The sequence below is a fragment of the Caballeronia cordobensis genome (genome assembly GCF_001544575.2).
Classification (GTDB): domain Bacteria; phylum Pseudomonadota; class Gammaproteobacteria; order Burkholderiales; family Burkholderiaceae; genus Caballeronia; species Caballeronia cordobensis.
Genome location: NZ_FCNY02000002.1, coordinates 347,264 through 364,590 on the forward strand (window position 1 = coordinate 347,264; position 17,327 = coordinate 364,590).

Sequence of the window (17,327 nt, forward strand, 5' to 3'; positions counted from 1 at the left end):
CAGCGGGTCAGGCGGTCGGCTGCTTCGTTCGGCAGGTGAAGCAGAGTGGATCGGCCTCGATCTGCGCGACAGCTTGCTCTGTCGACAACAGGCCAGTCTTTTCGCATGTCTCCTTGCCGCATCCGGGACACGCCCAGAAGAGCTTCGCGCCTTTGTCTTGGAGGACAACTTCGAACTTCAGAGTGTTGCCGGTGATGCCGCTCGCGTGGTCGCTGCGCTCACACGGAGATAAACACTCGGCACAGGATGAAAAAGTGTCTCCGGTCATCGCCAGGACGCCTCCGGTTTTTAGATTGGCGCGGCAATTTCCATTGAGACGCCGCGCGATCTCGCGTTTGATGAGAAGTCCAGCAGTCACAGTGACACCCCGCGCGAAAGGCAGGCAGCGACAATGCGTTCCATCTGCGCAGCTCGGCGCAGGAAATACACGGTCGCATTGCCGTTGTTGATAGACGCTGCCTTGTCAGCAGCGCGGCGCGAGACGCGAGCACGGCTCGAAAGGTCATCTGCCAAGTTGTGGAGTTGCATCAGTCGGCGCAGGCTCATTTCTCTCTCGCAATAGGTGTTTCGCCAATCAGCACCGTGACGCGCTGCCCCGTCATCCCCGCGACCATCTGCGCGAAGCTCGCGCACACTCGATGGATAAGCACGTCAGTCGGTTTCATCGCGCTGCCGAGTTTTTCTAGGGCCTCGAGCAGCGCGAGGTAGGGGCGGGCTAGGCGGATCATGCGACTGCCGAGGCGATTTCATCAGTCGATCGCCGTGTTACGATCCGTTGCCGCTTGTGGCGGGCCGCACGATAAGCGCGTGCAAAAGCTCCGAGGAGAGGAATCCGCATGGACTCACCGACGTTCCTGTTGAAGCTGGTCGAAATCTCGATGACGTCGTCAGCAGAGATCTTGAAAGCCGTAGCGTGGCCCATTGTCGTCCTGATATTGGCGTTTGAGTTCCGAGAACAGTGGATAGCCCTCCTTCGTCGCATGACAAAACTGGAGATTCTGGGCGCGTCATCGGAGTTCTCCCAGGACCTCGAATCGTTGATACCGGCCGCCGCCAAAATACATGTGCCAGCTTCGGAAGCCGCGAACGAGGCTGCGCAGGTCGTCGCTGAGCAAACGCGCGTCAGCGAGACGGTTTTGGAAGCTAATCCGAGCGGCGTGATAATGGAAATGTGGGCGAAGGTTCGGTCGACGGCCGCAGAGATTGCTAACGAGTTGTTGGCGGATACTCGTGGGCGACTGGCGCAGAATTCGATTCCGAATTTGTACGCGAAGGGCTTCATTACGGACGAAGAGTTCGAGCTTGCAGAAGAGCTAGGACGACTCCGAAACGAGGTCGCGCGCGGCAAGATGAAGCCGTCAACTCTAGATGCGGAGCGATTCCGCGCAATGTCGGAGAAGCTCATTTTGTCTTGGGTAGTCCGGCATTCGTCTATGAAGGCTGCTTCCGAGTGATTCCGGCCATCGCTCATGCTTTCTCTCCGGTTGCCTTAGCGATAGCGGCGCGGGCCATGTCGAACTCGACAGTTGCGCGATCCGCAACAGAAACAACTGCTTTGAGCGCTTCGAGCAGATCGGGCGCGGCGGCCATCAGGCGCATGTCCGGATGGGTGACGTCTGCGCACCAGTTCGCGTGATGTTCGCGGCCGTGAAACGGTGCTATCCAGTCCGCGCGGTCAGCGAGTCGGTGCATGATGTTCATGCCTTCGACGTCCTCGCGAAGACGAACGCATGCGCCATCCATGCCCCAGCGCGCAAAGTCCATTACGGTCAGGTCATAGGTCGGAACGCCGCCGACGAGCTGCATGCTCTTGTGCAGGCGATTGATTTCCCAGCGCCACGGGCCGGGCGTGTGTTTCGTGCGCATGCTGTCCTCTTCGTTGCACCGGCACTCGCTGCGCCGGGTAGATCAAACTTTCGCTCGTGTTAGGATTGGTCCCAACATCCGGAGCCTTTATGACAAGCGATCCGATCAAAGCCGGCGATCTTGAATTTCAAATTGCCGTAACCCCACTTCGAGGTGGCGGTTTCACCTACTCAGTCATCGAGATCAGTCGTGCCGGCACGGACGTCTCCGAAAAACGTCACGACAGCGGGCTCCATTTCGAAACTGAAGATCAGGCGCGTGACGGCGGCGCGGCGGACGCTCGGCGACGCGTTGCGAAGCTCGGTAGGTAGTCCATAACCGCGAAGAGCTATAAGGCGTTCCATCATGATTTGCCCATGTAATCCGGCTTTCGAACACAAAGACGGGAACCTGTTTTTCTACTATCTGATTCATAGAGTCACAGTCCAGGTAAAAGTCGCTCACGCCTGCCTCAGCGAGACTTTCGGTTCCGATGGCTCGCCACTCGGAGACGAAGCGGCGGTCCTGACGAACATCGAACGAATCTCCGACCTGGTGATCCGGAAGGCATTCGACGGCGAAGAATCGCCAATCGGCGTCATGGCCGCTGACTTCTGACGAAGATGTCACCGGCTCCCTCAATGTGGAGCATCTGCAAGTTTTTTTCACTCACGCTCGTTGCTTTATCGGGTCTCGACGCTTAAATACCGTCCGTTCCTTGATCTCTCGTTTCCTGCCTCAGAAAAAGCGCACAATGGTTCCCCGTTGTGTATGCCTTCCGCTGGAATTCGCCATGGCGCGCTTGATCAAGGTCGGAAATCATGAGTACCACGTCGTGGTGCATCCGCTGCTGACTGGCGGCTTTGCCTTTACTGTCGTTGACATCGACTTGACCGGTCCCAAGGTCACTGAGGCGCGTCACGACAGTGCAATCAGATTCCCTAGCGAAGAGGACGCCTATAGTCGCGGTTCGGCCTACGCTCGTCGGCGCGCTAGGTTGTTTAGCCGGTGACTCGCACAGGCAGCTTTGCAGTGCTGCCGTGTTGAGGCCACCCAGTGCTCCGGCCGACATGGCCGCACGACTGATCGAACGTTGCGAGTAAGCGTGTTGCGCGTTTTTCACAGCTAACATAGGACGTTCCTTCATGAATGCACTACCTCAGCGACCTGTGCTGCGCCTGGAGGGAGATCTGTTCTTCAATCAACTGATTGCAGACAAGACGTTCCGAATCCAGGTGACGCACGAATGTCTCGCCGACGTTTTCGGTTCTGACGGTTCACTGACAGGCGACAACCGAGCGTTGCAAGTCAACATGCAAAGAATCGTTACCGTCGCGACGCAGAAAATCATGACCGGCATGAAGTCGCCGGTGAAAGTCCTTCGCGCTGACTTCAAATTCCTCTCTCTGCTAGGCAGCGACACTTTGGGTCACCTCCGGTGAGGCTGACCGTCACGGTCAGAGTGCAACGTCATCAAGTCAGACGGCCGGATTACGCGCCGGCGCGCGGGTGGTTGGAATTCAGTGCGCCGCCGGCCAGCGGATGCGCTTTTTCTTCTGCTCGATCTCGTCGAAGTGGCGCTTGGCTCGGAGATCCGCGCCGCGAACGAGCGCAATCGCCGAAATCATGGTCACGATGAACAGCAGGACTACTATCTGATATGCGTTCATGGGGTGAGCCTTTTCGGGACCAGTTATCAGATGCAGCGCGTGTGCGCGCAGCGTTCCATTTCAGCTTTGCGGTGTGCTGTTTCAGAATCGAGCGCCAAGAATGCGGCCGCAACGATGAGGACGGCGCCCCAGATCTTGAGCAGAGTCATTGCCAAAACGCTCCAGCGCGGAAAGCGGTGCAGAGGAACCAGACGCACGCGATGCCGACGCCGTACAGGCCGATGACGCCAATCGCCTTGATCAGTGTGTTCGCATCCTGCAGGCGCTCGACGTCGCGGAGCAGGGCGTTATCGTTGAATGCGCGGTTCATGCCGTCGCTACTCCCATGAATTCATCAAATTGCACGTCGCTCATGTCGGTGCAGTCAGTCCAGCCGACTGATACGAGCTGCGCGACTGCGCTCGGGTGATGCCATTCGCCTTTGGCGCGGGAGGGAGAAACGAGAAACCGAAAACCGATCTGGGCCAGCGTCATCTTCATCTCCCGCACAGCTCGTCGAGTGCATGGAGACATAATACAAAGGTATTTGCGAAAAGTAAATACGAACGTATTTGAGCGATATGGCTAATTTGTAACAGAGGCTGCCAGAGTGGCGTTGCGCGGCGCGCGCGCAACAAAAAACCCGCCGAAGCGGGTTTTCACTCAGATTGGGCGAGGGGCTTACGCGTGCGGAACGACGAAGCGTGCGAGGTAGAACACAACCGCGCAAAGGGTCGCAGCCATTCCTATGATCTTCCAGGTCTGTGCGTTCAGGGACTCGTGGAGCTCGGAGCGCAGCTTCTGCTGATCCTCCTTGGAGGCGAGCGCGTCCATCCGCGTCTCAATCTTGATGAGACGATCGCGGGTATCGAGACTTGCAGCTTCGAGGGCTGCGATGCGTTGTTCCATGCGCCCATCATCGCCGCCGCCGCCGCTAGTGTCAATGTCCCGAATCAGTTTGAGCCTGCGGTCACTCATTCGCGATGTCCTCGTCGAACATTTCTATATAGCCGCACGCCGCGCAACGAAATACCCTCACGGTGAAAATTCTGTCATTGGGGTACACGGCCTGCAGCGCATCGCCGACGCGCATTCCGGCCGTCGCGCGCTGTACGTGAACGCCCATGAGGCCCCAAGCAGAGCCTTCCGTTGTTGGAATTGGCTGGAGGAGGCCGTGTTCGTACCGGCAGGTTGGCGCGATTTTCACTTCGCTCTTCCTAGGGCTAGTCCGGCCGCCATGCGGATGGCTTAGCGATCCATCCGACAAAGTGCATCTTTTCGATCTCGCTATCGGCAAAGGCGAGAGTCCCGTGAACTTCGTTCGTGGACATGAGATGGACCCGACCGGCGCGGCGATACATAAATTCTTTCACCATGACGCGTCCGTCTCTCGATTTGACGAGAACTTCGTCACCCGGCTCGATCTCGTGGTTTGGCTCGACGACGACGAACTCGCCGTCCTTAATGCGCGGCCTCATCGAATCGCCCTTGCACCGCAGTGCGTACGCGTCCTTATCCTTGCTGGGGACGTCGACGAAGCCATCCCCGTGACCGACGGGATACTCCACGTCGGCCCAAAATCCGTTATCTCCGAGCTGGGCCATTCCTACCACCGGTACGCCCCGCCAGCCAGTGACGGGAATGGGTTCATATTCATCGTTGTATCGAACCGCGGTCTTGCGCGACCCCTTCCCCAGCATTAGCCAAACGGAATTGACGCCGAACGCCTCTTGCAGCGCGACGGCCTGGTCAACGCCGATCTGCTGAGTTTTCCCGGACAGCCATCCGGCGACCTCTTCGTCGGTCGTGCCGGCCGCCGCCGAAACTTTGGAGATGTTGCCTTCCGCTTCGTCGATGATGGACTTGATCCTATCAGCCAAGCCGGAGGCGCCCATTGCTGGAATAGAGCCGCTTTTCCCTGTCTGATCACTCGTTGACGTAAGCCATTCGACAGTCACCCCTAGGGCCGCCGCGATCTTGGGCAACGCGGTCGAGCTCTTATTTCGGCCGCTTTCGAGGTGGCCGATTGTCCCTTGGCTGACGCCGGCCCGCCCGGCGAGGTCCTGTTGTGACCAGCCGAGCTTTGTGCGGGCTTCAATCAGACGTTTTCCAATATTACTCATGTATTGGATTGTGCCCGATGAGTCAACTACGGTGGTATTGACGTCTAAATACATATGTATTAGAATGAAGCCGTTATCACTTGGAATGGGGCAGCCAAATGGACGCGCGACAGCTCGTCGTTTCGATTCGAAAGCGAGGGCTTTCTCAAGAGGAGATCGCAGAGCGTTGCGGCCTTTCGCAAGGCGCGATCAGCCACATCGAGACCGGCCGTCGAAAGGACGTCCGCGCGACCACGAAAGACAGTCTTGTGAGGCTGCACGAAGAACTTGCCTCTGAAAGCAACGCGGAGCCGGCATGACGGAAGCGCCGCTCACCGCCACCGAGCAGAAAGAGATTCGAGGCATGTTGCTCGAACTCATTGCGAAGGGCTTTCCTGAAGGAGCGCTTGATGAGGCGCGTAAGAAGGCGGTCCTGCAACTCCGGAGACTGAAAGTGGAGTCAGCAGGACCAGCCAAAGCAGCGAAGCAATAGGCGAGTGTCCTTCTTGTGCCGGTCTGAGAATGGGGTTCTGCCGGTCTGATTGAGGACTACTAAGCTCGCCGTGGTCTCCTGCGCCGCACCTCGTTTTCATTTTGTTTTACCCCGTAAATCGTGTTGTTTTTGTTGTTGGAAGAAGTATCCAGCAACGAACAATCCGGGAACACCACTAGTTGAGGTATGCAATCGTGGGCTTTCGTCAAGCGTATGTGCAAATGATCGAGTCGGCCGGTGGCCGCGATCGGATGGCCGCCGAACTCGGTCTTACGACGCAGGCACTGGACAACCGTGTGTATGAGAAGGGCACACCGCCGCAGCGCGTACACCCGGACATGGCGATGCAGATGCAGGTCGCGAGCGGCACGACGCTGTTCGCCGCAGAGGTTGCGCGCCAGTCGGGCGGCACGTTCATTCCTCTGCCGCAGGTTAGCGACCAGATCGACAACGAGCAGATTCAAGACAAATTCATGCGACTTGTCGAGCGCGTCGGCCAGCTCGCGACGCGGCACCGCGAAGCTACATCCGACGGCCACGTCGACAAGAACGAGCGCGCAGATCTGGACGGCATCGCGCACGAGCTGCACCGCGACGTTCAAGAAATGCTGTCTCTGACGTACGTGATCTATTGCCCCGCCGAGTCGGTCGCGCCGGCTGTGCCGCACATCGCCGCGCGCAAGGCGTCGTGATGCAGATCGCCGCCTGTCCGAACCAGATCTCCGCCTTCGACCTCATCGACCGCGAACCCACCATGAAAGCTTCCCGGACCCAGATCGACGCGTATCACGCGCTGTCGCTCGACGAGATCAGCGACTCGCAGCGCCGCATCCTCGACGTGTTCAAGGGCGACAGCCGCGTGCTGCTGACCCGCGACGAGATCGCCGCCCGCGCGAACCTCCAGATCTCGACCGTGTGCGGCCGCGTGAATGAACTCGTGAAGGGCGAAGTGCTCGCCGTGCGCGACTCGGCGCGCCGGCCGGGCCGCCGTTGCCGTCAGCAACTCATCGGCCTTCCCGTCGAGGTGGCAGCGTGAGCACGAAGACGATGCCGTGGTTCCGGATGTACACCGACTTCCTCAACGACCCGAAGATGATCTCGCTCGCGTTCGAAGATCAGCGTCACTTCATCGGCGTGCTCGCGTTGAAGGGGGAAGGCACGCTCGATAACGACTGCGCTCCCGAACTGCTGACGCGCATCGTCGCGCAGCGCCTCTGGATCGATCACTCGGTCGTCGGCGAAGTAAAGCGTCGCTTGGTGGCTGCAGGCCTGATCGACGAGAACTGGCAGCCGCTGGCGTGGGAGAAACGCCAGATGCGCTCCGACTCCAGCACCGAACGTGTTCGCGCTCATCGCGAGAAGGCGAAACAAACACGTAACGACGATGAAACGTTGCAGGAGCGTTCCAGTAACGCCCTAGATAAGAAGAGAGAAGAAGAGATAAGAGAAGAGGAGAGTGAAACGAAACCCGCGCGGCGTGCGCCGCGAGTTGCGTTGCATTCGCAGATTCGCAGCCTTGAACTTCCTGGAGGCATCCCTGCAGACGTTTGGGCCATGTGGTGCGAGCACCGCGAGGCAAAGACCAAGGAAGCGCCTTGGACGCTTGCCGCGGCGAAGGTTTCGATCAAGCGCATGGCGAAGCTGGCCTCTGAAGGCCAAGCGGCCGACGTCACGGTCGAGGAAGCGGTGCTGCGCGGCTGGACCGGGTTGTTTCCGGTGAAGCAGCAGGGCGCGTCGTCCTCCGGCGGCGCGGTGGTCCCCGCGGATTGGTGGAAGAGCGAGGCCGGGTATCTCGAGCTCGGAAAGCAGCTTGGCGTCGATCGGGCGAAGTTCCAGTTCTTCGAGCAGTACAAGGCGCGGGTCTGCAAGCTCGCTGGCCCGGGCGAATGGATGGAAGACCTCCTGCGCGCAGTCGGCCGCGAGAGCGAGGAGCGGTACGAAGCGCTCTACGCCTACTTCAACGACATCCCGCGCGACAAGAACGGCAACACGGAGGCCGCATGAACATCAGAAAGCTCGCACGAGACGGCGTGCTCGACCTTTTCCTTGCCGCGTGCTTCTACCTTTGGCTCGTGTGTGACGTGGGCGCGGCGCGGACGCTGGTCCACGTGTACGTGACGCTGGTCGCCGTCTGCCTCTGGATCGCCGCGATCACATTCAAATCTGAAGACTTCGAGCGGTTTGCGCCGGTCAACGCCACATACGACCTGATCAGTTCTCTCGCGATTGTCTTGGCCCTCGTGTGGGCGGGTGAAGGCGCTCTCGCCACGGTCGTGTTTGCTCCGTATTTGGTGGTTCTGGCCAAGAGGGAAGCGAAGAAATGACGAAACGAACGACAGCGCTCCGCTATCCCGAAGGCACCGACAAGGTCGGCACGGCCACCGTGCGCGAAGAGCACGGCATCTGCGGATACGCGCAACGCAAGCTCGCCGAGATCCACGGCACGAAGCCGAACAGCGAATTCGACGACATCGCGTCGTGCGCAGAGCCGGTCAAGTCGCTCGCTCCGGCGGCGCGCAAGACGGCCCCGCCGCGCGAAGCCGCAAAGAAAGCCATGCAGGCGCTGGGACGGCTGAAGGCGGGCGCAATGAACGCCACGGAGCGCCGCTACGCCGCTCACCTTGAGCAGCGTAAGCACGCCGGCGACATCGTCTGGTTCCGGTTCGAGGGCATTAAGTTCCGCCTGGCTGACAACACGTTCTACACGCCTGATTTCGCCGTGATGCTCGCGAGCGGCGAGCTGGAGTGTCACGAGGTGAAGGGCCACTGGCAAGACGACGCGCGGGTAAAGGTGAAGGTCGTCGCCGACCAGTACCCGCTTCGATTCATCGCGGTGACGGCAAATGCGAAAAAGTCCGGCGGCGGCTGGGCTGTGGAGGAATTCTGATGCGATGCACCGAAAACTACGCCCGGCAGGACCTGAGCGTCCGCGCGATGCCGAAAAAGACGCACAGGGTGATGCCGATGAACCAGCGCATCGTGCTGGAGGCTCTGCGCCGCCGCGGTCATTCGACGATCGGCGCGGTCGCCGACGAACTGGACAAGTCGCGCGACGCGACGAAGCACGTGTTCATCACCCTGATCCGTCAGGGGTACATCGAGCAGACGCGGAAATCGGAAGCCAAAAAGGGCAACGGGCGTGCGCCTGCGATCTATCGATGGACCGGAAAGACGTTCCCGTCGTCGGCTGAGATCACTTCCAAGGTCGAGCAGGAGGCTCGCGCGGTGTCGGAAGCCATCACCGTGCTGTTCGCAGCCATGCATGCGATGTGCCGCATTGGGAGGCTCGCAGCATGATCCGCGTATATCTGGCCGGGCCGATGTCCGGTTATCCCGAGCTGAACTTCCCGGCATTCCACGCCGAGGCGGCGCGCCTGCGCGCGATGGGCTTCGAGATCGCCAATCCGGCTGAGATCGATGTCGGACCGGATCCGACCTGGCTCGAATGCATGCGCGCCTGCATCAAGCTTCTCTCCGACTGCGACGGCATTGCGCTGCTGCCGGGCTGGGAGCAGTCGGAAGGGGCGAATGTCGAGCACACGCTGGCGCGCGGGCTCCGTCTTCGCGTGATGCAGGCGCGTCACATCGTCGGCCTGGCTGGCGACATGCCGGTTATCTCGCAAGAAGCCGTTGTCAAGCTGCTCGACGAAGCGGAGGCCGCGTGAAGGACTCGTATTTCTTCGGCTTGGCCGCCTGCATCTTCATCGCCCCGACGGTGCCGGCCAAATTCGCGCTGGGGATCGGCACGGCGCAGCTGGTGCTCGGACTCATCGCGGCGGCGAGGGGCAAATGAAGCGCAACAAGCCGCTCGTGAGCAAGACGCCGATGAAGCGCTCGCCGTTCAAGACGGCGGACCGCGCGACGACGCTGCGCCGCTCGGCGATGAAGGCGCGCGTGAAGAAGCCGACTGTCGAGGAAGGCTCGAAGTATCTGGCGGCGTGCCGCGATGAGCCGTGCTATCTGCGCGTGTTCGGTGTGTGCGTCGGGCGCGAGTCGGTCGTGCCGTGCCATTCGAACCAGCTGCGCCACGGCAAGGGAAAGGGCATCAAGGCGAAGCACGAATTCACGGTGCCGGGCTGCTGGGCGTGCCATGCGTGGATCGACCAGGGCAAGGCGGCGCGCGAGGTGAAGTTCTCGACATGGGATCGCGGATACGAGCGCTGGGTGCCCGTGCGCGCCGAAAAGATGGGTTTGAAGGAGGAAGAGGGTGCGGTGCTTGATTCGAATTCCGGCGGAGACGGGGTGGCGCTCGCCCCGCGGCCGCAACGGGAAGCGGTATGCGATGGAGCGGTTCCGGCTGACGCAGACGCTCGAAACGACGGTGTATCGGCTGGCGCTGCCGAGGATTCAGAGCAAAGACAGGCCGTTTGTTTGGGTTGATGCATGGATTCCCGAGGATCGGCGCGAAGGGATACCGATTCTCGACGATGCGTGGATCGAACCCGGTGTGTATCGAACCCGGGCCTACGTAGACGACAACAAGAAGACCTTGGCGCCGTTCCTCGCGAGCGGCATGGAAGAGATGGACCTACGAGAGACAACAACATGAACACGCTGCCCGACAACTTCGATCCGCTCTACGCCGCGCTCGGCATCCGCCGCGGCAACTGGAGCCTCCCGCAACCGCAAAAGGTGACGAAATGAAAAAACTGATTCTGGCACTCGCATGCCTCTCCGCCTTGGCTGGCTGCAATGACGCTGATGTGGCGTCGAGGAATCTGTCGAAGGCCGCCGACAACTTCGAGATCAACCGGCGCGTCGTGTTCTACAACGGCATCACCGGCGAATACATGCTGAGCATCGAGGGGCTTTGCTCGCTCGGCAATGCAGACAAGAACCGGGAGGTCACGATCACCTGTAAAACCGGGCCGTCCAGCTTCAAGAAGCACTTCCTCGGGCTATCGGACAACGTCACGTACTTTGTCGAGCAACTCGACGGGGCAAACGTCAGCACGTACCACTACAAGGTCGTCTTCAAGCCGTCGGTGATCGTCCCTGACGTCTCCGTCAAGTAAGGAGGAAATATGGCTGCCAACGCTCAAGGAATTGTCTTCGTGGTCGTCTGGGTCGTCACGTGCGGCATTGGCCTGGCGGCCTATTCTCAGACGCGGTGGATGCAATGAACGTCGCTGAACTCTCCGGCGCGCAGCTCGACTACTGGACTGCGCGCGCCGAAGGCCTCGACGCGCAGGTGAAGCACGCCTGCGGCATGGATTGGTGCCAAGTCGACGTGCAGTACGTCGGCTATATCCAGTATCAGCCGTCCGACAACTGGCACATTGCCGCGCCCATAGCCGAGCGTCAGTGCTACGTGACGTATCCGCGCGTGGGCGAGGACGGCAAACTCGAATGGCTCGCCGAGGCCCAGATGAACCCAGACTTTCACGGGATCATGGTCGACGAGTCGCCGAAGGTCGCGATCTGTCGTCTGCGGGTGGCAGAAGCCTTCGGCTATGAGGTTCATGATGAACTCGCAGAAGCGTAAACGGGAGAAACATCTTAAGAAACAATTGTTTAGCTTAGACGAATGAAGTAGAATGTAGTGGTCCTAAATATGGAATGGGGACAATAGGATGACGTTCGAAACTTTCGGGGAGCGGCTCGACAATTGGGCTCGCGTGGTGCGTCTGCCGAAGTTTCAGGCAGGCGTTTGCGCGCAGTGGGCGCGCTGGTATGTCTCAATCAGGGATTCGGAATCGAAATATGAAGGCGGCGCGGTGGCGCTGTCGAAGGACGAGCTCGATGCATGGCTCGTCGAGCGCGCGTGGTCGTCGATGCAGCACCCGGTGCACAAGTTCATCCTCAAGTATCACTACATCTGGGGCATGAGCGACGTGCAGGTGATCACCCGCATGCGCAAGGCGCACGGGGTCAATCTGCGCGGCCGGCCGTGGGATCTGATTCGTGCCGAAGCGGAAGCTTCGTTGAAGAAATCGCTTGTAAACCCTGAGAGTTTCGCTAGAATGCTGCTCAGATTACCAATTCCGCTTCGGCGTGAGCTTATCGATCCCCGCAGGGAGGGATCGGTGCCACAAGATGAAGCCGAGTTGGTGCACTGATAGAAGCCCGCCACTGAGCGGGCTTTTTGCTTTTAGCCTCGTGCCTTGATCATTGCATCAGCGAAGAGATAGGCCGACTGCGCGAGCATGTCGTGATATGGGACAGCGCTTGGCGACGCGCGTTGTGCGGCAGCGGCTGCGATCACTGCGGGAAGCGCCGCCGCCGCGAGGTAATCACGCAGCGTCATGCCACCGTTGCTCGACGGTTGGGCCTGATTGTTGACAACGACATCCGTGACGGGAAAAGCCGGACCACCGTTAGACATAGTTTCCTCCTTGGGTAGGGAGAAACCATGCTATTGCTCGTCGTCTCGCTTTTCAACCCCACAGACTCATTAGCGCTTTCAGATTGACGCCGTCACCCGGCGGCCGGCGCCGGAGAACACATCCGGGCGACGTCAATCTGAGAGCGCAACCCGTTCCGCTCGCCTGTGCGAATCCCCATTCCTCGGAAGCTGCGGTTCTGCTCTCAACCTAATTGGTCCGCCATGTTCGACGTCGACGATGTGTTCGAGGGCTTCAGCATCTGGCTGAACATGTGGGCGCGCGCGGCGTTCGTGTTCGCGCGTGCGCTCGACGACACGTCCGATCTGTTTGCACGAGGCGACGACTGATGCCAGCGCGCTCTATGCGCCCGTGCAAGCAGCCTGGCTGCAGGGCGCTCGTCGCTACTGGCTATTGCGATGCGCATGCGGACAAGGCGTCGAACTGGAAGCGTCGAGAGGATCGCAAGGGCAGCACGACTGCGCGCGGCTATGGCGCCGCATGGCAGCGACTGCGCGAACGGATCCTGAAGCGCGATCACTATCTGTGTCAGGTGTGCATGCGCAAGGGCCGCGTCACTGAGGCCAAGCAGGTCGACCACATCCGCAGCAAGGCAGCAGGCGGCACGGATGACGAGGGCAACCTGCAGTCGATCTGCGAGCCCTGCCACAAGCTGAAGACGGCGCGCGAGCGGCTCGGCTGACCGCGTGTCGTTGTAAACATTACGCGCTGTCGGCGCGTCGGTGGGGAGGGGCGGGCAAAAAGTGCAGCGCCCTAGGCCTTCTGACCGCTCGCCTAGCCATTTTTTCATTTCCACAAAATTCATGTTTTGGCGTTTGGCGCAACAATCGCCCGCCGGAGCGTTTTTGAGACTCGTTCGCAATGGCTCGCCCGCGCACTCCGACCAACGTATTGGCGCTGCGCGGCGCGTTCGACAAGAATCCGGACCGCGCTCGTGAAGATGCCGAGACGACCGGGCCGATCGGCGAAGCGCCTGGCTACTTCAACGCCGACGAGGCTGCGGCGTGGGACGAGATCGTCGCGAACGCGCCGGTCGACGTGCTGCGCAACTCCGATCGTTTCATCTTGGAGCTCGCATCGCGCCTGCTCGCCGAGCAGCGCAGCAACTGGCTCGACTTCCCGGCCGCGCGTCTCGCGCGCCTCGAAGCGATGCTCGGAAAGATGGGCCTCTCGCCGTCCGACCGCGCGAAAGTGGGCGGTGGTGGCAAGAAAAAGGCGGCAAACCCGTTCGATAACCTATGAAAAAGCCCGCGTTTCCGCACGTCGAAGCCGCGGAACAGTACGCTCGGGACGTCGTAAAGGGCAAAATCGTCGCCTGCAAGTGGGTCAAACTGGCCTGCAAACGGCATCTCGACGACCTGAAAAAGCAGCGGCGGCGCGACTTTCCGTACCGTTTCGAGCCCGCAAAGGCCGAACGAATCATCAAATATCTGCAGCTTTTGCCTCATACGAAGGGCAAATGGGCCGCGAAACGCAGCACGGTGCAGCTTGAGCCGTGGCAGAAGTTCGGTATCGGCATCCCGTTCGGCTGGGTCCGCAAGAAGGACGGCCGGCGGCGCTATCGCACCATCTATTTCCGCGTCCCGCGGAAGAACGGCAAGTCGATCATCGCCGGCGGCATCGGTCTGTACATGTTCACGGCTGACGGCGAGTTCGGCGCCGAGGTGTATAGCGGCGCGACCACTGAAAAGCAGGCGTGGGAAGTCTTCCGCCCCGCGAAGCTGATGGTCGACCGCACGCCCGAGTTGAAGGACGCCTTCGCTGTCGAGGTGAACGCGTCCAATATGGTGCGGCTCGCCGACGGCAGCCGCTTCGAGCCGGTAATCGGGAAGCCGGGCGACGGTTCGAGCCCATCGTGCGCGATCGTCGACGAGTATCACGAGCATCCGGACAGCAGCCTGTTCGACACGATGGAAACCGGTATGGGCGCGCGCGATCAGCCCGTCATGCTGGTCATCACGACGGCCGGTTCGAACATCGGCGGCCCGTGCTATCAGCTCGACCGCGACTGCCAGAAGGTGCTCGAAGGCACCGTCGACAATCCGGAGCTCTGGGCGATCATCTACACGATCGATGAGGGCGACGACTGGTCGAGCGAATCAGCGCTGAAGAAGGCCAATCCGAATTTCGACATCTCGATCGACGGCGACTTCCTCCGCGCGCGGCAACGCGACGCGATGCAGTCGGCGAGCAAGCAAGCGACGTTTCGCACGAAGCACTTGAACGAGTGGGTCGGCGCGAAGAACGGCTGGATGAACATGCTGAAGTGGGCCGCGTGCCCGCCGCGCAAATCGCTCGCCGAGCTCGAAGGGCGCAAGTGCTACATCGCGCTCGACCTCGCCAGCAAGGTGGACATCGCGGCGCTCGTCGCCGTGTTCCCGCCGACGTCCGACGATCCGCTCTGGCATGTGCACGGCCGCTATTACGCGCCGGAGTCGCGCGTGCTCGAGCAGGCGGACAACAATGCGCAGCTCTATCAGTCGTGGCATCTCGATGGCGTCATGACGCTGACCGACGGCGAGGTCATCGACTTCGAGGCGATCAAGGAGGACCTCCGGACCTTCGCGACGCGCTTCGATGCCGTGCAGGTTCCATACGACCCGTTCCAGGCTGCGCAATTCGCGCAGGAGATGCTCGCCGAGGGCATCACGATGGTCGAAGTCGGACAGACCGTGCGCAACATGTCGGAGCCGATGAAGGAAGTCGAGAAGCTGGTTCTCGAGCGAAAGCTGGCGCACGGCAACTGTCCGGCTATGACGTGGATGATCAGCAACGTCGTCGCGAAGATCGACGTGAAGGACAACATCTATCCGAACAAGGAACGGGCAGAGCAGAAGATTGACGGCCCCGTCGCGCTAATCATGGCGGTCGGGCGTGCAATGCTGAACGAAGAAGGACCGGACCTTAGCGATTTCATCTCCAACCCGGTGATTGTCTAATGAACCTTGCGCAAAAAGCCCGGGCGTGGATCGGGAAGTCGTTCGGACTTACCGACGTCGCCGTCTGGCGGCGGTTTGCGGGAACCGACACGTACGCCGGCAAGCCGGTCAACACGCACACGGCACTCCAAGTCGCCACGGTGTGGGCGTGCATCCGTCTGATTTCGGAAACGATCTCGACGCTGCCGCTCATCACGTATCAACGAAACGGAAGCGGCGGGCGCGATGTCGCCCGCGACCACTGGCTGTACGCGCTGCTGCACGATGCGCCGAACGCCAATATGACGGCCGTCGAGTTCTGGGAAGCGGTCGTCTCGCACCTCTGCCTCTGGGGCAATTCGTACTGGCTGAAGACGTACGTCGGCAAGCGCGTCGTGTCGCTCGAGCTGCTGCGGCCCGATCGCATGGTCGTGAAGATCGACAGGGACGGCTTCCTTGTCTACGCGTATTCGGACCCGCGTCACGGATACAAGGAATACACCGAGGAAGAGATCGCACATCTGAAAGGCTTCGGCGTCGATGGCCTCATCGGCCTGTCGCCGATCGCATACGCGCGCAACAGCCTGTCATCGGCGATGGCCGCGGACGAGGCGAGCGGGCGCGTGTTCGCGAACGGCATGCGGGCGGGTGGCGCGCTGAAGGTGAACCAGATCCTGAAGCCAGACCAGCGTGAGTCGATCCGCGCGGGCCTCGCCGAACAGCTCGCCGGCACGGCGAATACCGGCAAGCTGCTGGTGCTCGAAGCTGGCATGGAATACCAGGGCCTCAGCATCAATCCCGATGACGCGCAGATGCTCGAAACGCGCGCGTTCAACATCGAAGAAATATGCCGCTGGTTTCGCGTGCCGCCGTTCATGGTCGGCCACAGCGAGAAATCGACGAGCTGGGGCACGGGGCTCGAGCAGCAGATGCAGGGCTTCCTGACGTTCGCGCTTCGTCCGTATCTCACGCGCATCGAGCAGTGCGTCTCGAAAAGCCTGCTTTCGCCCGTCGACCGCCTGAAGTACTACTCGGAATTCAGCCTCGAAGGCCTGATGCGTGCCGATTCGGCCGGGCGCGCAGCGCTGTATTCGTCGGCGGCACAGAACGGCTGGATGACGCGCAACGAGATCCGCGAGTTGGAGAATCGGCCGCCGGTCGACGGTGGTGATTCGCTGACGGTGCAATCCAATCTTCTGCCGATCGATCAACTCGGCGCGCAGGGCGATAGCACGGCCGCGCGCGACGCGCTGAAAAGCTGGCTCGGCATTGAGGGAGTGAAACATGAATCGTAAGAGCGCCGCGTTCAAGACGCGAGCATTCCAGTGGGACACGAAGGCCGTCAAAGAAGACGGCCTTTTTTCTGGCTACGGCTCGGTCTTCGGTGTCGTCGACAGCTACAACGAGATCGTCGCGCCCGGCGCGTTCGCCGACAGCCTGGCCGAACTGAAGGCCAACGAGCGCGCGCTGCCGGTGCTCTGGCAGCACCGCACCGGCGAGCCGATCGGCGACTGGCAGTCGCTCGCCGAGGACGGCGTCGGCCTGAAGGGCGACGGCGCGCTGTGGCTCGACGAGGCGCCGTACGCAAAGATCGCGTTCCGCGGCATGAAGTCGCGCGCGATCACCGGTCTGTCGATCGGCTACTACGTGCGCGATTCGAGCTACGACGAGAAGACGGGCGTGCGCACGCTGCGCGCGGTCGACCTGGTCGAAGTCTCCATTGTGACCGTGCCGGCCAACGACGAGGCGCGCATCGACGCCGTGAAGTCGCGCATCGCGCACGGCGAGCTTCCATCTCTTTCGGATTTCGAGGGGATCCTGCGTGAGGCAGGCTTCTCGAAGTCGCAGGCCGCGGTGATCGCCAATCGCGGACTGAAACACCTGCTTGATCGGAGTGAGTCCGAGGGCAAAGGCGACGTTTCGGAGCTCGTAAAGAGCATCGGCAATTTCTCACTCCCATCCTTTAACTAAGGGAA

The 17,327-nt window shown here is 60.8% G+C and carries 34 protein-coding genes and 1 pseudogene; 23 read left to right on the top strand and 12 right to left on the bottom strand.

Annotated elements, in window-relative coordinates; translation table 11 throughout:
* Window positions 1-7: 7 nt before the first annotated feature.
* From AWB70_RS05115 to AWB70_RS05120, 3 genes are read right to left on the bottom strand one after another with little or no spacing between them, the layout of a single operon-like run.
* On the bottom strand, window positions 8-358 hold the full coding sequence (locus tag AWB70_RS05115; protein WP_143281614.1) for a hypothetical protein: 351 nt from the start codon (window positions 356-358) through the stop codon (window positions 8-10).
* On the bottom strand, window positions 355-546 hold the full coding sequence (locus AWB70_RS38200) for a hypothetical protein (protein WP_143281615.1): 192 nt from the start codon (window positions 544-546) through the stop codon (window positions 355-357). Before AWB70_RS38200 ends, AWB70_RS05115 begins: the two co-directional genes overlap by 4 nt.
* Entirely contained in the window at window positions 543-728 is a 186-nt protein-coding gene (locus AWB70_RS05120) for a hypothetical protein (protein ID WP_053567900.1), read from the bottom strand. The genes AWB70_RS38200 and AWB70_RS05120 overlap by 4 nt, the downstream gene beginning before the upstream one ends.
* A gap of 108 nt (window positions 729-836) precedes the next feature.
* Here AWB70_RS05120 and AWB70_RS05125 point away from each other — a divergent pair, with 108 nt between their 5' ends.
* Complete coding sequence (locus tag AWB70_RS05125; RefSeq protein WP_053567901.1) at window positions 837-1,454, top strand: hypothetical protein; 618 nt, start codon at window positions 837-839, stop codon at window positions 1,452-1,454.
* 13 nt (window positions 1,455-1,467) lie between these two features.
* Here AWB70_RS05125 and AWB70_RS05130 read toward each other — a convergent pair whose 3' ends face one another.
* Window positions 1,468-1,866, bottom strand: a complete 399-nt coding sequence (locus AWB70_RS05130) for an XkdD/Y8K6 family phage-associated protein (protein ID WP_053567902.1) — start codon at window positions 1,864-1,866, stop codon at window positions 1,468-1,470.
* 89 nt (window positions 1,867-1,955) lie between these two features.
* Here AWB70_RS05130 and AWB70_RS38205 point away from each other — a divergent pair, with 89 nt between their 5' ends.
* Both AWB70_RS38205 and AWB70_RS05145 read left to right on the top strand, forming a co-directional pair.
* Window positions 1,956-2,177 carry a hypothetical protein gene (locus tag AWB70_RS38205; protein WP_143281617.1) on the top strand — a complete coding sequence of 74 codons (222 nt, stop codon included), beginning with the start codon at window positions 1,956-1,958 and terminating at the stop codon, window positions 2,175-2,177.
* Between the two features lie 813 nt (window positions 2,178-2,990).
* Window positions 2,991-3,287, top strand: a complete 297-nt coding sequence (locus AWB70_RS05145; RefSeq protein WP_143281618.1) for a hypothetical protein — start codon at window positions 2,991-2,993, stop codon at window positions 3,285-3,287.
* Window positions 3,288-3,365: 78 nt separating this feature from the next.
* Here the strand turns inward: AWB70_RS05145 and AWB70_RS38650 are convergent, their stop codons facing one another.
* The 7 genes from AWB70_RS38650 to AWB70_RS05155 all read right to left on the bottom strand — a co-directional run bounded on the left by AWB70_RS38650 (window position 3,366) and on the right by AWB70_RS05155 (window position 5,617).
* Window positions 3,366-3,515: a hypothetical protein gene (locus AWB70_RS38650; RefSeq protein WP_159680157.1), complete on the bottom strand. Its 150-nt coding sequence runs from the start codon at window positions 3,513-3,515 to the stop codon at window positions 3,366-3,368.
* 26 nt (window positions 3,516-3,541) lie between these two features.
* Window positions 3,542-3,664, bottom strand: coding sequence for a hypothetical protein (locus AWB70_RS39500; protein ID WP_268760507.1), 123 nt, complete (start codon window positions 3,662-3,664; stop codon window positions 3,542-3,544).
* Window positions 3,661-3,825 (bottom strand): hypothetical protein, encoded by a 165-nt coding sequence (locus AWB70_RS38960; protein WP_167350981.1) that lies wholly within the window; start codon window positions 3,823-3,825, stop codon window positions 3,661-3,663. The genes AWB70_RS39500 and AWB70_RS38960 overlap by 4 nt, the downstream gene beginning before the upstream one ends.
* Window positions 3,822-3,989, bottom strand: coding sequence for a hypothetical protein (locus tag AWB70_RS38655; RefSeq protein WP_159680160.1), 168 nt, complete (start codon window positions 3,987-3,989; stop codon window positions 3,822-3,824). The genes AWB70_RS38960 and AWB70_RS38655 overlap by 4 nt, the downstream gene beginning before the upstream one ends.
* Window positions 3,990-4,175: 186 nt before the next feature.
* Window positions 4,176-4,472 carry a hypothetical protein gene (locus AWB70_RS05150; protein ID WP_053567906.1) on the bottom strand — a complete coding sequence of 99 codons (297 nt, stop codon included), beginning with the start codon at window positions 4,470-4,472 and terminating at the stop codon, window positions 4,176-4,178.
* Window positions 4,465-4,701: a hypothetical protein gene (locus tag AWB70_RS38210; RefSeq protein WP_053567907.1), complete on the bottom strand. Its 237-nt coding sequence runs from the start codon at window positions 4,699-4,701 to the stop codon at window positions 4,465-4,467. Before AWB70_RS38210 ends, AWB70_RS05150 begins: the two co-directional genes overlap by 8 nt.
* 16 nt (window positions 4,702-4,717) lie before the next feature.
* Complete coding sequence (locus AWB70_RS05155; RefSeq protein WP_159680162.1) at window positions 4,718-5,617, bottom strand: helix-turn-helix domain-containing protein; 900 nt, start codon at window positions 5,615-5,617, stop codon at window positions 4,718-4,720.
* Window positions 5,618-5,715: 98 nt separating this feature from the next.
* Between AWB70_RS05155 and AWB70_RS39685 the strand changes: the two genes are divergently transcribed.
* The 14 genes and pseudogenes from AWB70_RS39685 to AWB70_RS05220 all read left to right on the top strand — a co-directional run bounded on the left by AWB70_RS39685 (window position 5,716) and on the right by AWB70_RS05220 (window position 12,148).
* On the top strand, window positions 5,716-5,916 hold the full coding sequence (locus AWB70_RS39685; protein ID WP_053567908.1) for a helix-turn-helix domain-containing protein: 201 nt from the start codon (window positions 5,716-5,718) through the stop codon (window positions 5,914-5,916).
* The gene (locus AWB70_RS38660) at window positions 5,913-6,089 is read left to right on the top strand and encodes a hypothetical protein (protein ID WP_159680165.1); all 177 of its coding nucleotides are present in this window, start codon (window positions 5,913-5,915) and stop codon (window positions 6,087-6,089) included. The genes AWB70_RS39685 and AWB70_RS38660 overlap by 4 nt, the downstream gene beginning before the upstream one ends.
* A 215-nt stretch (window positions 6,090-6,304) precedes the next feature.
* The gene (locus tag AWB70_RS05165) at window positions 6,305-6,781 is read left to right on the top strand and encodes a YmfL family putative regulatory protein (protein WP_321167001.1); all 477 of its coding nucleotides are present in this window, start codon (window positions 6,305-6,307) and stop codon (window positions 6,779-6,781) included.
* A complete protein-coding gene (locus AWB70_RS05170) occupies window positions 6,781-7,125 on the top strand; it encodes a hypothetical protein (protein WP_053567910.1) in 345 nt (114 codons plus the stop codon). Before AWB70_RS05165 ends, AWB70_RS05170 begins: the two co-directional genes overlap by 1 nt.
* Entirely contained in the window at window positions 7,122-8,093 is a 972-nt protein-coding gene (locus AWB70_RS39165; RefSeq protein WP_235024143.1) for a phage replication initiator YdaU family protein, read from the top strand. Before AWB70_RS05170 ends, AWB70_RS39165 begins: the two co-directional genes overlap by 4 nt.
* Entirely contained in the window at window positions 8,090-8,413 is a 324-nt protein-coding gene (locus AWB70_RS05180) for a hypothetical protein (RefSeq protein ID WP_053567911.1), read from the top strand. The genes AWB70_RS39165 and AWB70_RS05180 overlap by 4 nt, the downstream gene beginning before the upstream one ends.
* Window positions 8,414-8,472: 59 nt before the next feature.
* Entirely contained in the window at window positions 8,473-8,976 is a 504-nt protein-coding gene (locus AWB70_RS05185; RefSeq protein WP_235024144.1) for a PDDEXK family nuclease, read from the top strand.
* Window positions 8,976-9,386: a hypothetical protein gene (locus AWB70_RS05190; RefSeq protein ID WP_053567913.1), complete on the top strand. Its 411-nt coding sequence runs from the start codon at window positions 8,976-8,978 to the stop codon at window positions 9,384-9,386. The genes AWB70_RS05185 and AWB70_RS05190 overlap by 1 nt, the downstream gene beginning before the upstream one ends.
* Window positions 9,383-9,754 (top strand): DUF4406 domain-containing protein, encoded by a 372-nt coding sequence (locus AWB70_RS05195; RefSeq protein ID WP_053567914.1) that lies wholly within the window; start codon window positions 9,383-9,385, stop codon window positions 9,752-9,754. The genes AWB70_RS05190 and AWB70_RS05195 overlap by 4 nt, the downstream gene beginning before the upstream one ends.
* Window positions 9,751-9,882 (top strand): hypothetical protein, encoded by a 132-nt coding sequence (locus tag AWB70_RS39505; protein WP_268760509.1) that lies wholly within the window; start codon window positions 9,751-9,753, stop codon window positions 9,880-9,882. The genes AWB70_RS05195 and AWB70_RS39505 overlap by 4 nt, the downstream gene beginning before the upstream one ends.
* Window positions 9,879-10,280: pseudogene (locus AWB70_RS38215) on the top strand (hypothetical protein); the annotation flags it as partial. The gene AWB70_RS39505 and the pseudogene AWB70_RS38215, both read left to right, overlap by 4 nt.
* Before the next feature lie 449 nt (window positions 10,281-10,729).
* Window positions 10,730-11,104, top strand: coding sequence for a beta-sandwich lipoprotein (locus tag AWB70_RS05210; protein ID WP_053567915.1), 375 nt, complete (start codon window positions 10,730-10,732; stop codon window positions 11,102-11,104).
* 104 nt (window positions 11,105-11,208) lie between these two features.
* Entirely contained in the window at window positions 11,209-11,574 is a 366-nt protein-coding gene (locus AWB70_RS05215; protein ID WP_053567916.1) for a phage protein NinX family protein, read from the top strand.
* Window positions 11,575-11,662: 88 nt separating this feature from the next.
* On the top strand, window positions 11,663-12,148 hold the full coding sequence (locus AWB70_RS05220; protein ID WP_053567917.1) for a hypothetical protein: 486 nt from the start codon (window positions 11,663-11,665) through the stop codon (window positions 12,146-12,148).
* Between the two features lie 32 nt (window positions 12,149-12,180).
* On the opposite strand, the gene AWB70_RS38665 is transcribed toward AWB70_RS05220, so the two are convergent.
* A complete protein-coding gene (locus AWB70_RS38665; RefSeq protein ID WP_159680168.1) occupies window positions 12,181-12,336 on the bottom strand; it encodes a hypothetical protein in 156 nt (51 codons plus the stop codon).
* A 300-nt stretch (window positions 12,337-12,636) separates the two neighbouring features.
* Here AWB70_RS38665 and AWB70_RS39510 point away from each other — a divergent pair, with 300 nt between their 5' ends.
* The 6 genes from AWB70_RS39510 (at window position 12,637) to AWB70_RS05245 (ending at window position 17,322) form a co-directional block, all read left to right on the top strand.
* Window positions 12,637-12,762 (top strand): hypothetical protein, encoded by a 126-nt coding sequence (locus AWB70_RS39510; RefSeq protein ID WP_268760510.1) that lies wholly within the window; start codon window positions 12,637-12,639, stop codon window positions 12,760-12,762.
* Entirely contained in the window at window positions 12,762-13,115 is a 354-nt protein-coding gene (locus AWB70_RS05225) for an HNH endonuclease (protein ID WP_053567918.1), read from the top strand. Before AWB70_RS39510 ends, AWB70_RS05225 begins: the two co-directional genes overlap by 1 nt.
* A 179-nt stretch (window positions 13,116-13,294) precedes the next feature.
* Window positions 13,295-13,675, top strand: a complete 381-nt coding sequence (locus tag AWB70_RS05230; protein ID WP_053567919.1) for a hypothetical protein — start codon at window positions 13,295-13,297, stop codon at window positions 13,673-13,675.
* On the top strand, window positions 13,672-15,372 hold the full coding sequence (locus AWB70_RS05235; RefSeq protein ID WP_053567920.1) for a terminase large subunit: 1,701 nt from the start codon (window positions 13,672-13,674) through the stop codon (window positions 15,370-15,372). Before AWB70_RS05230 ends, AWB70_RS05235 begins: the two co-directional genes overlap by 4 nt.
* Window positions 15,372-16,646, top strand: coding sequence for a phage portal protein (locus AWB70_RS05240; RefSeq protein WP_053567921.1), 1,275 nt, complete (start codon window positions 15,372-15,374; stop codon window positions 16,644-16,646). The genes AWB70_RS05235 and AWB70_RS05240 overlap by 1 nt, the downstream gene beginning before the upstream one ends.
* Window positions 16,636-17,322, top strand: a complete 687-nt coding sequence (locus AWB70_RS05245; RefSeq protein ID WP_053567922.1) for an HK97 family phage prohead protease — start codon at window positions 16,636-16,638, stop codon at window positions 17,320-17,322. Before AWB70_RS05240 ends, AWB70_RS05245 begins: the two co-directional genes overlap by 11 nt.
* Window positions 17,323-17,327 lie beyond the last annotated feature (5 nt).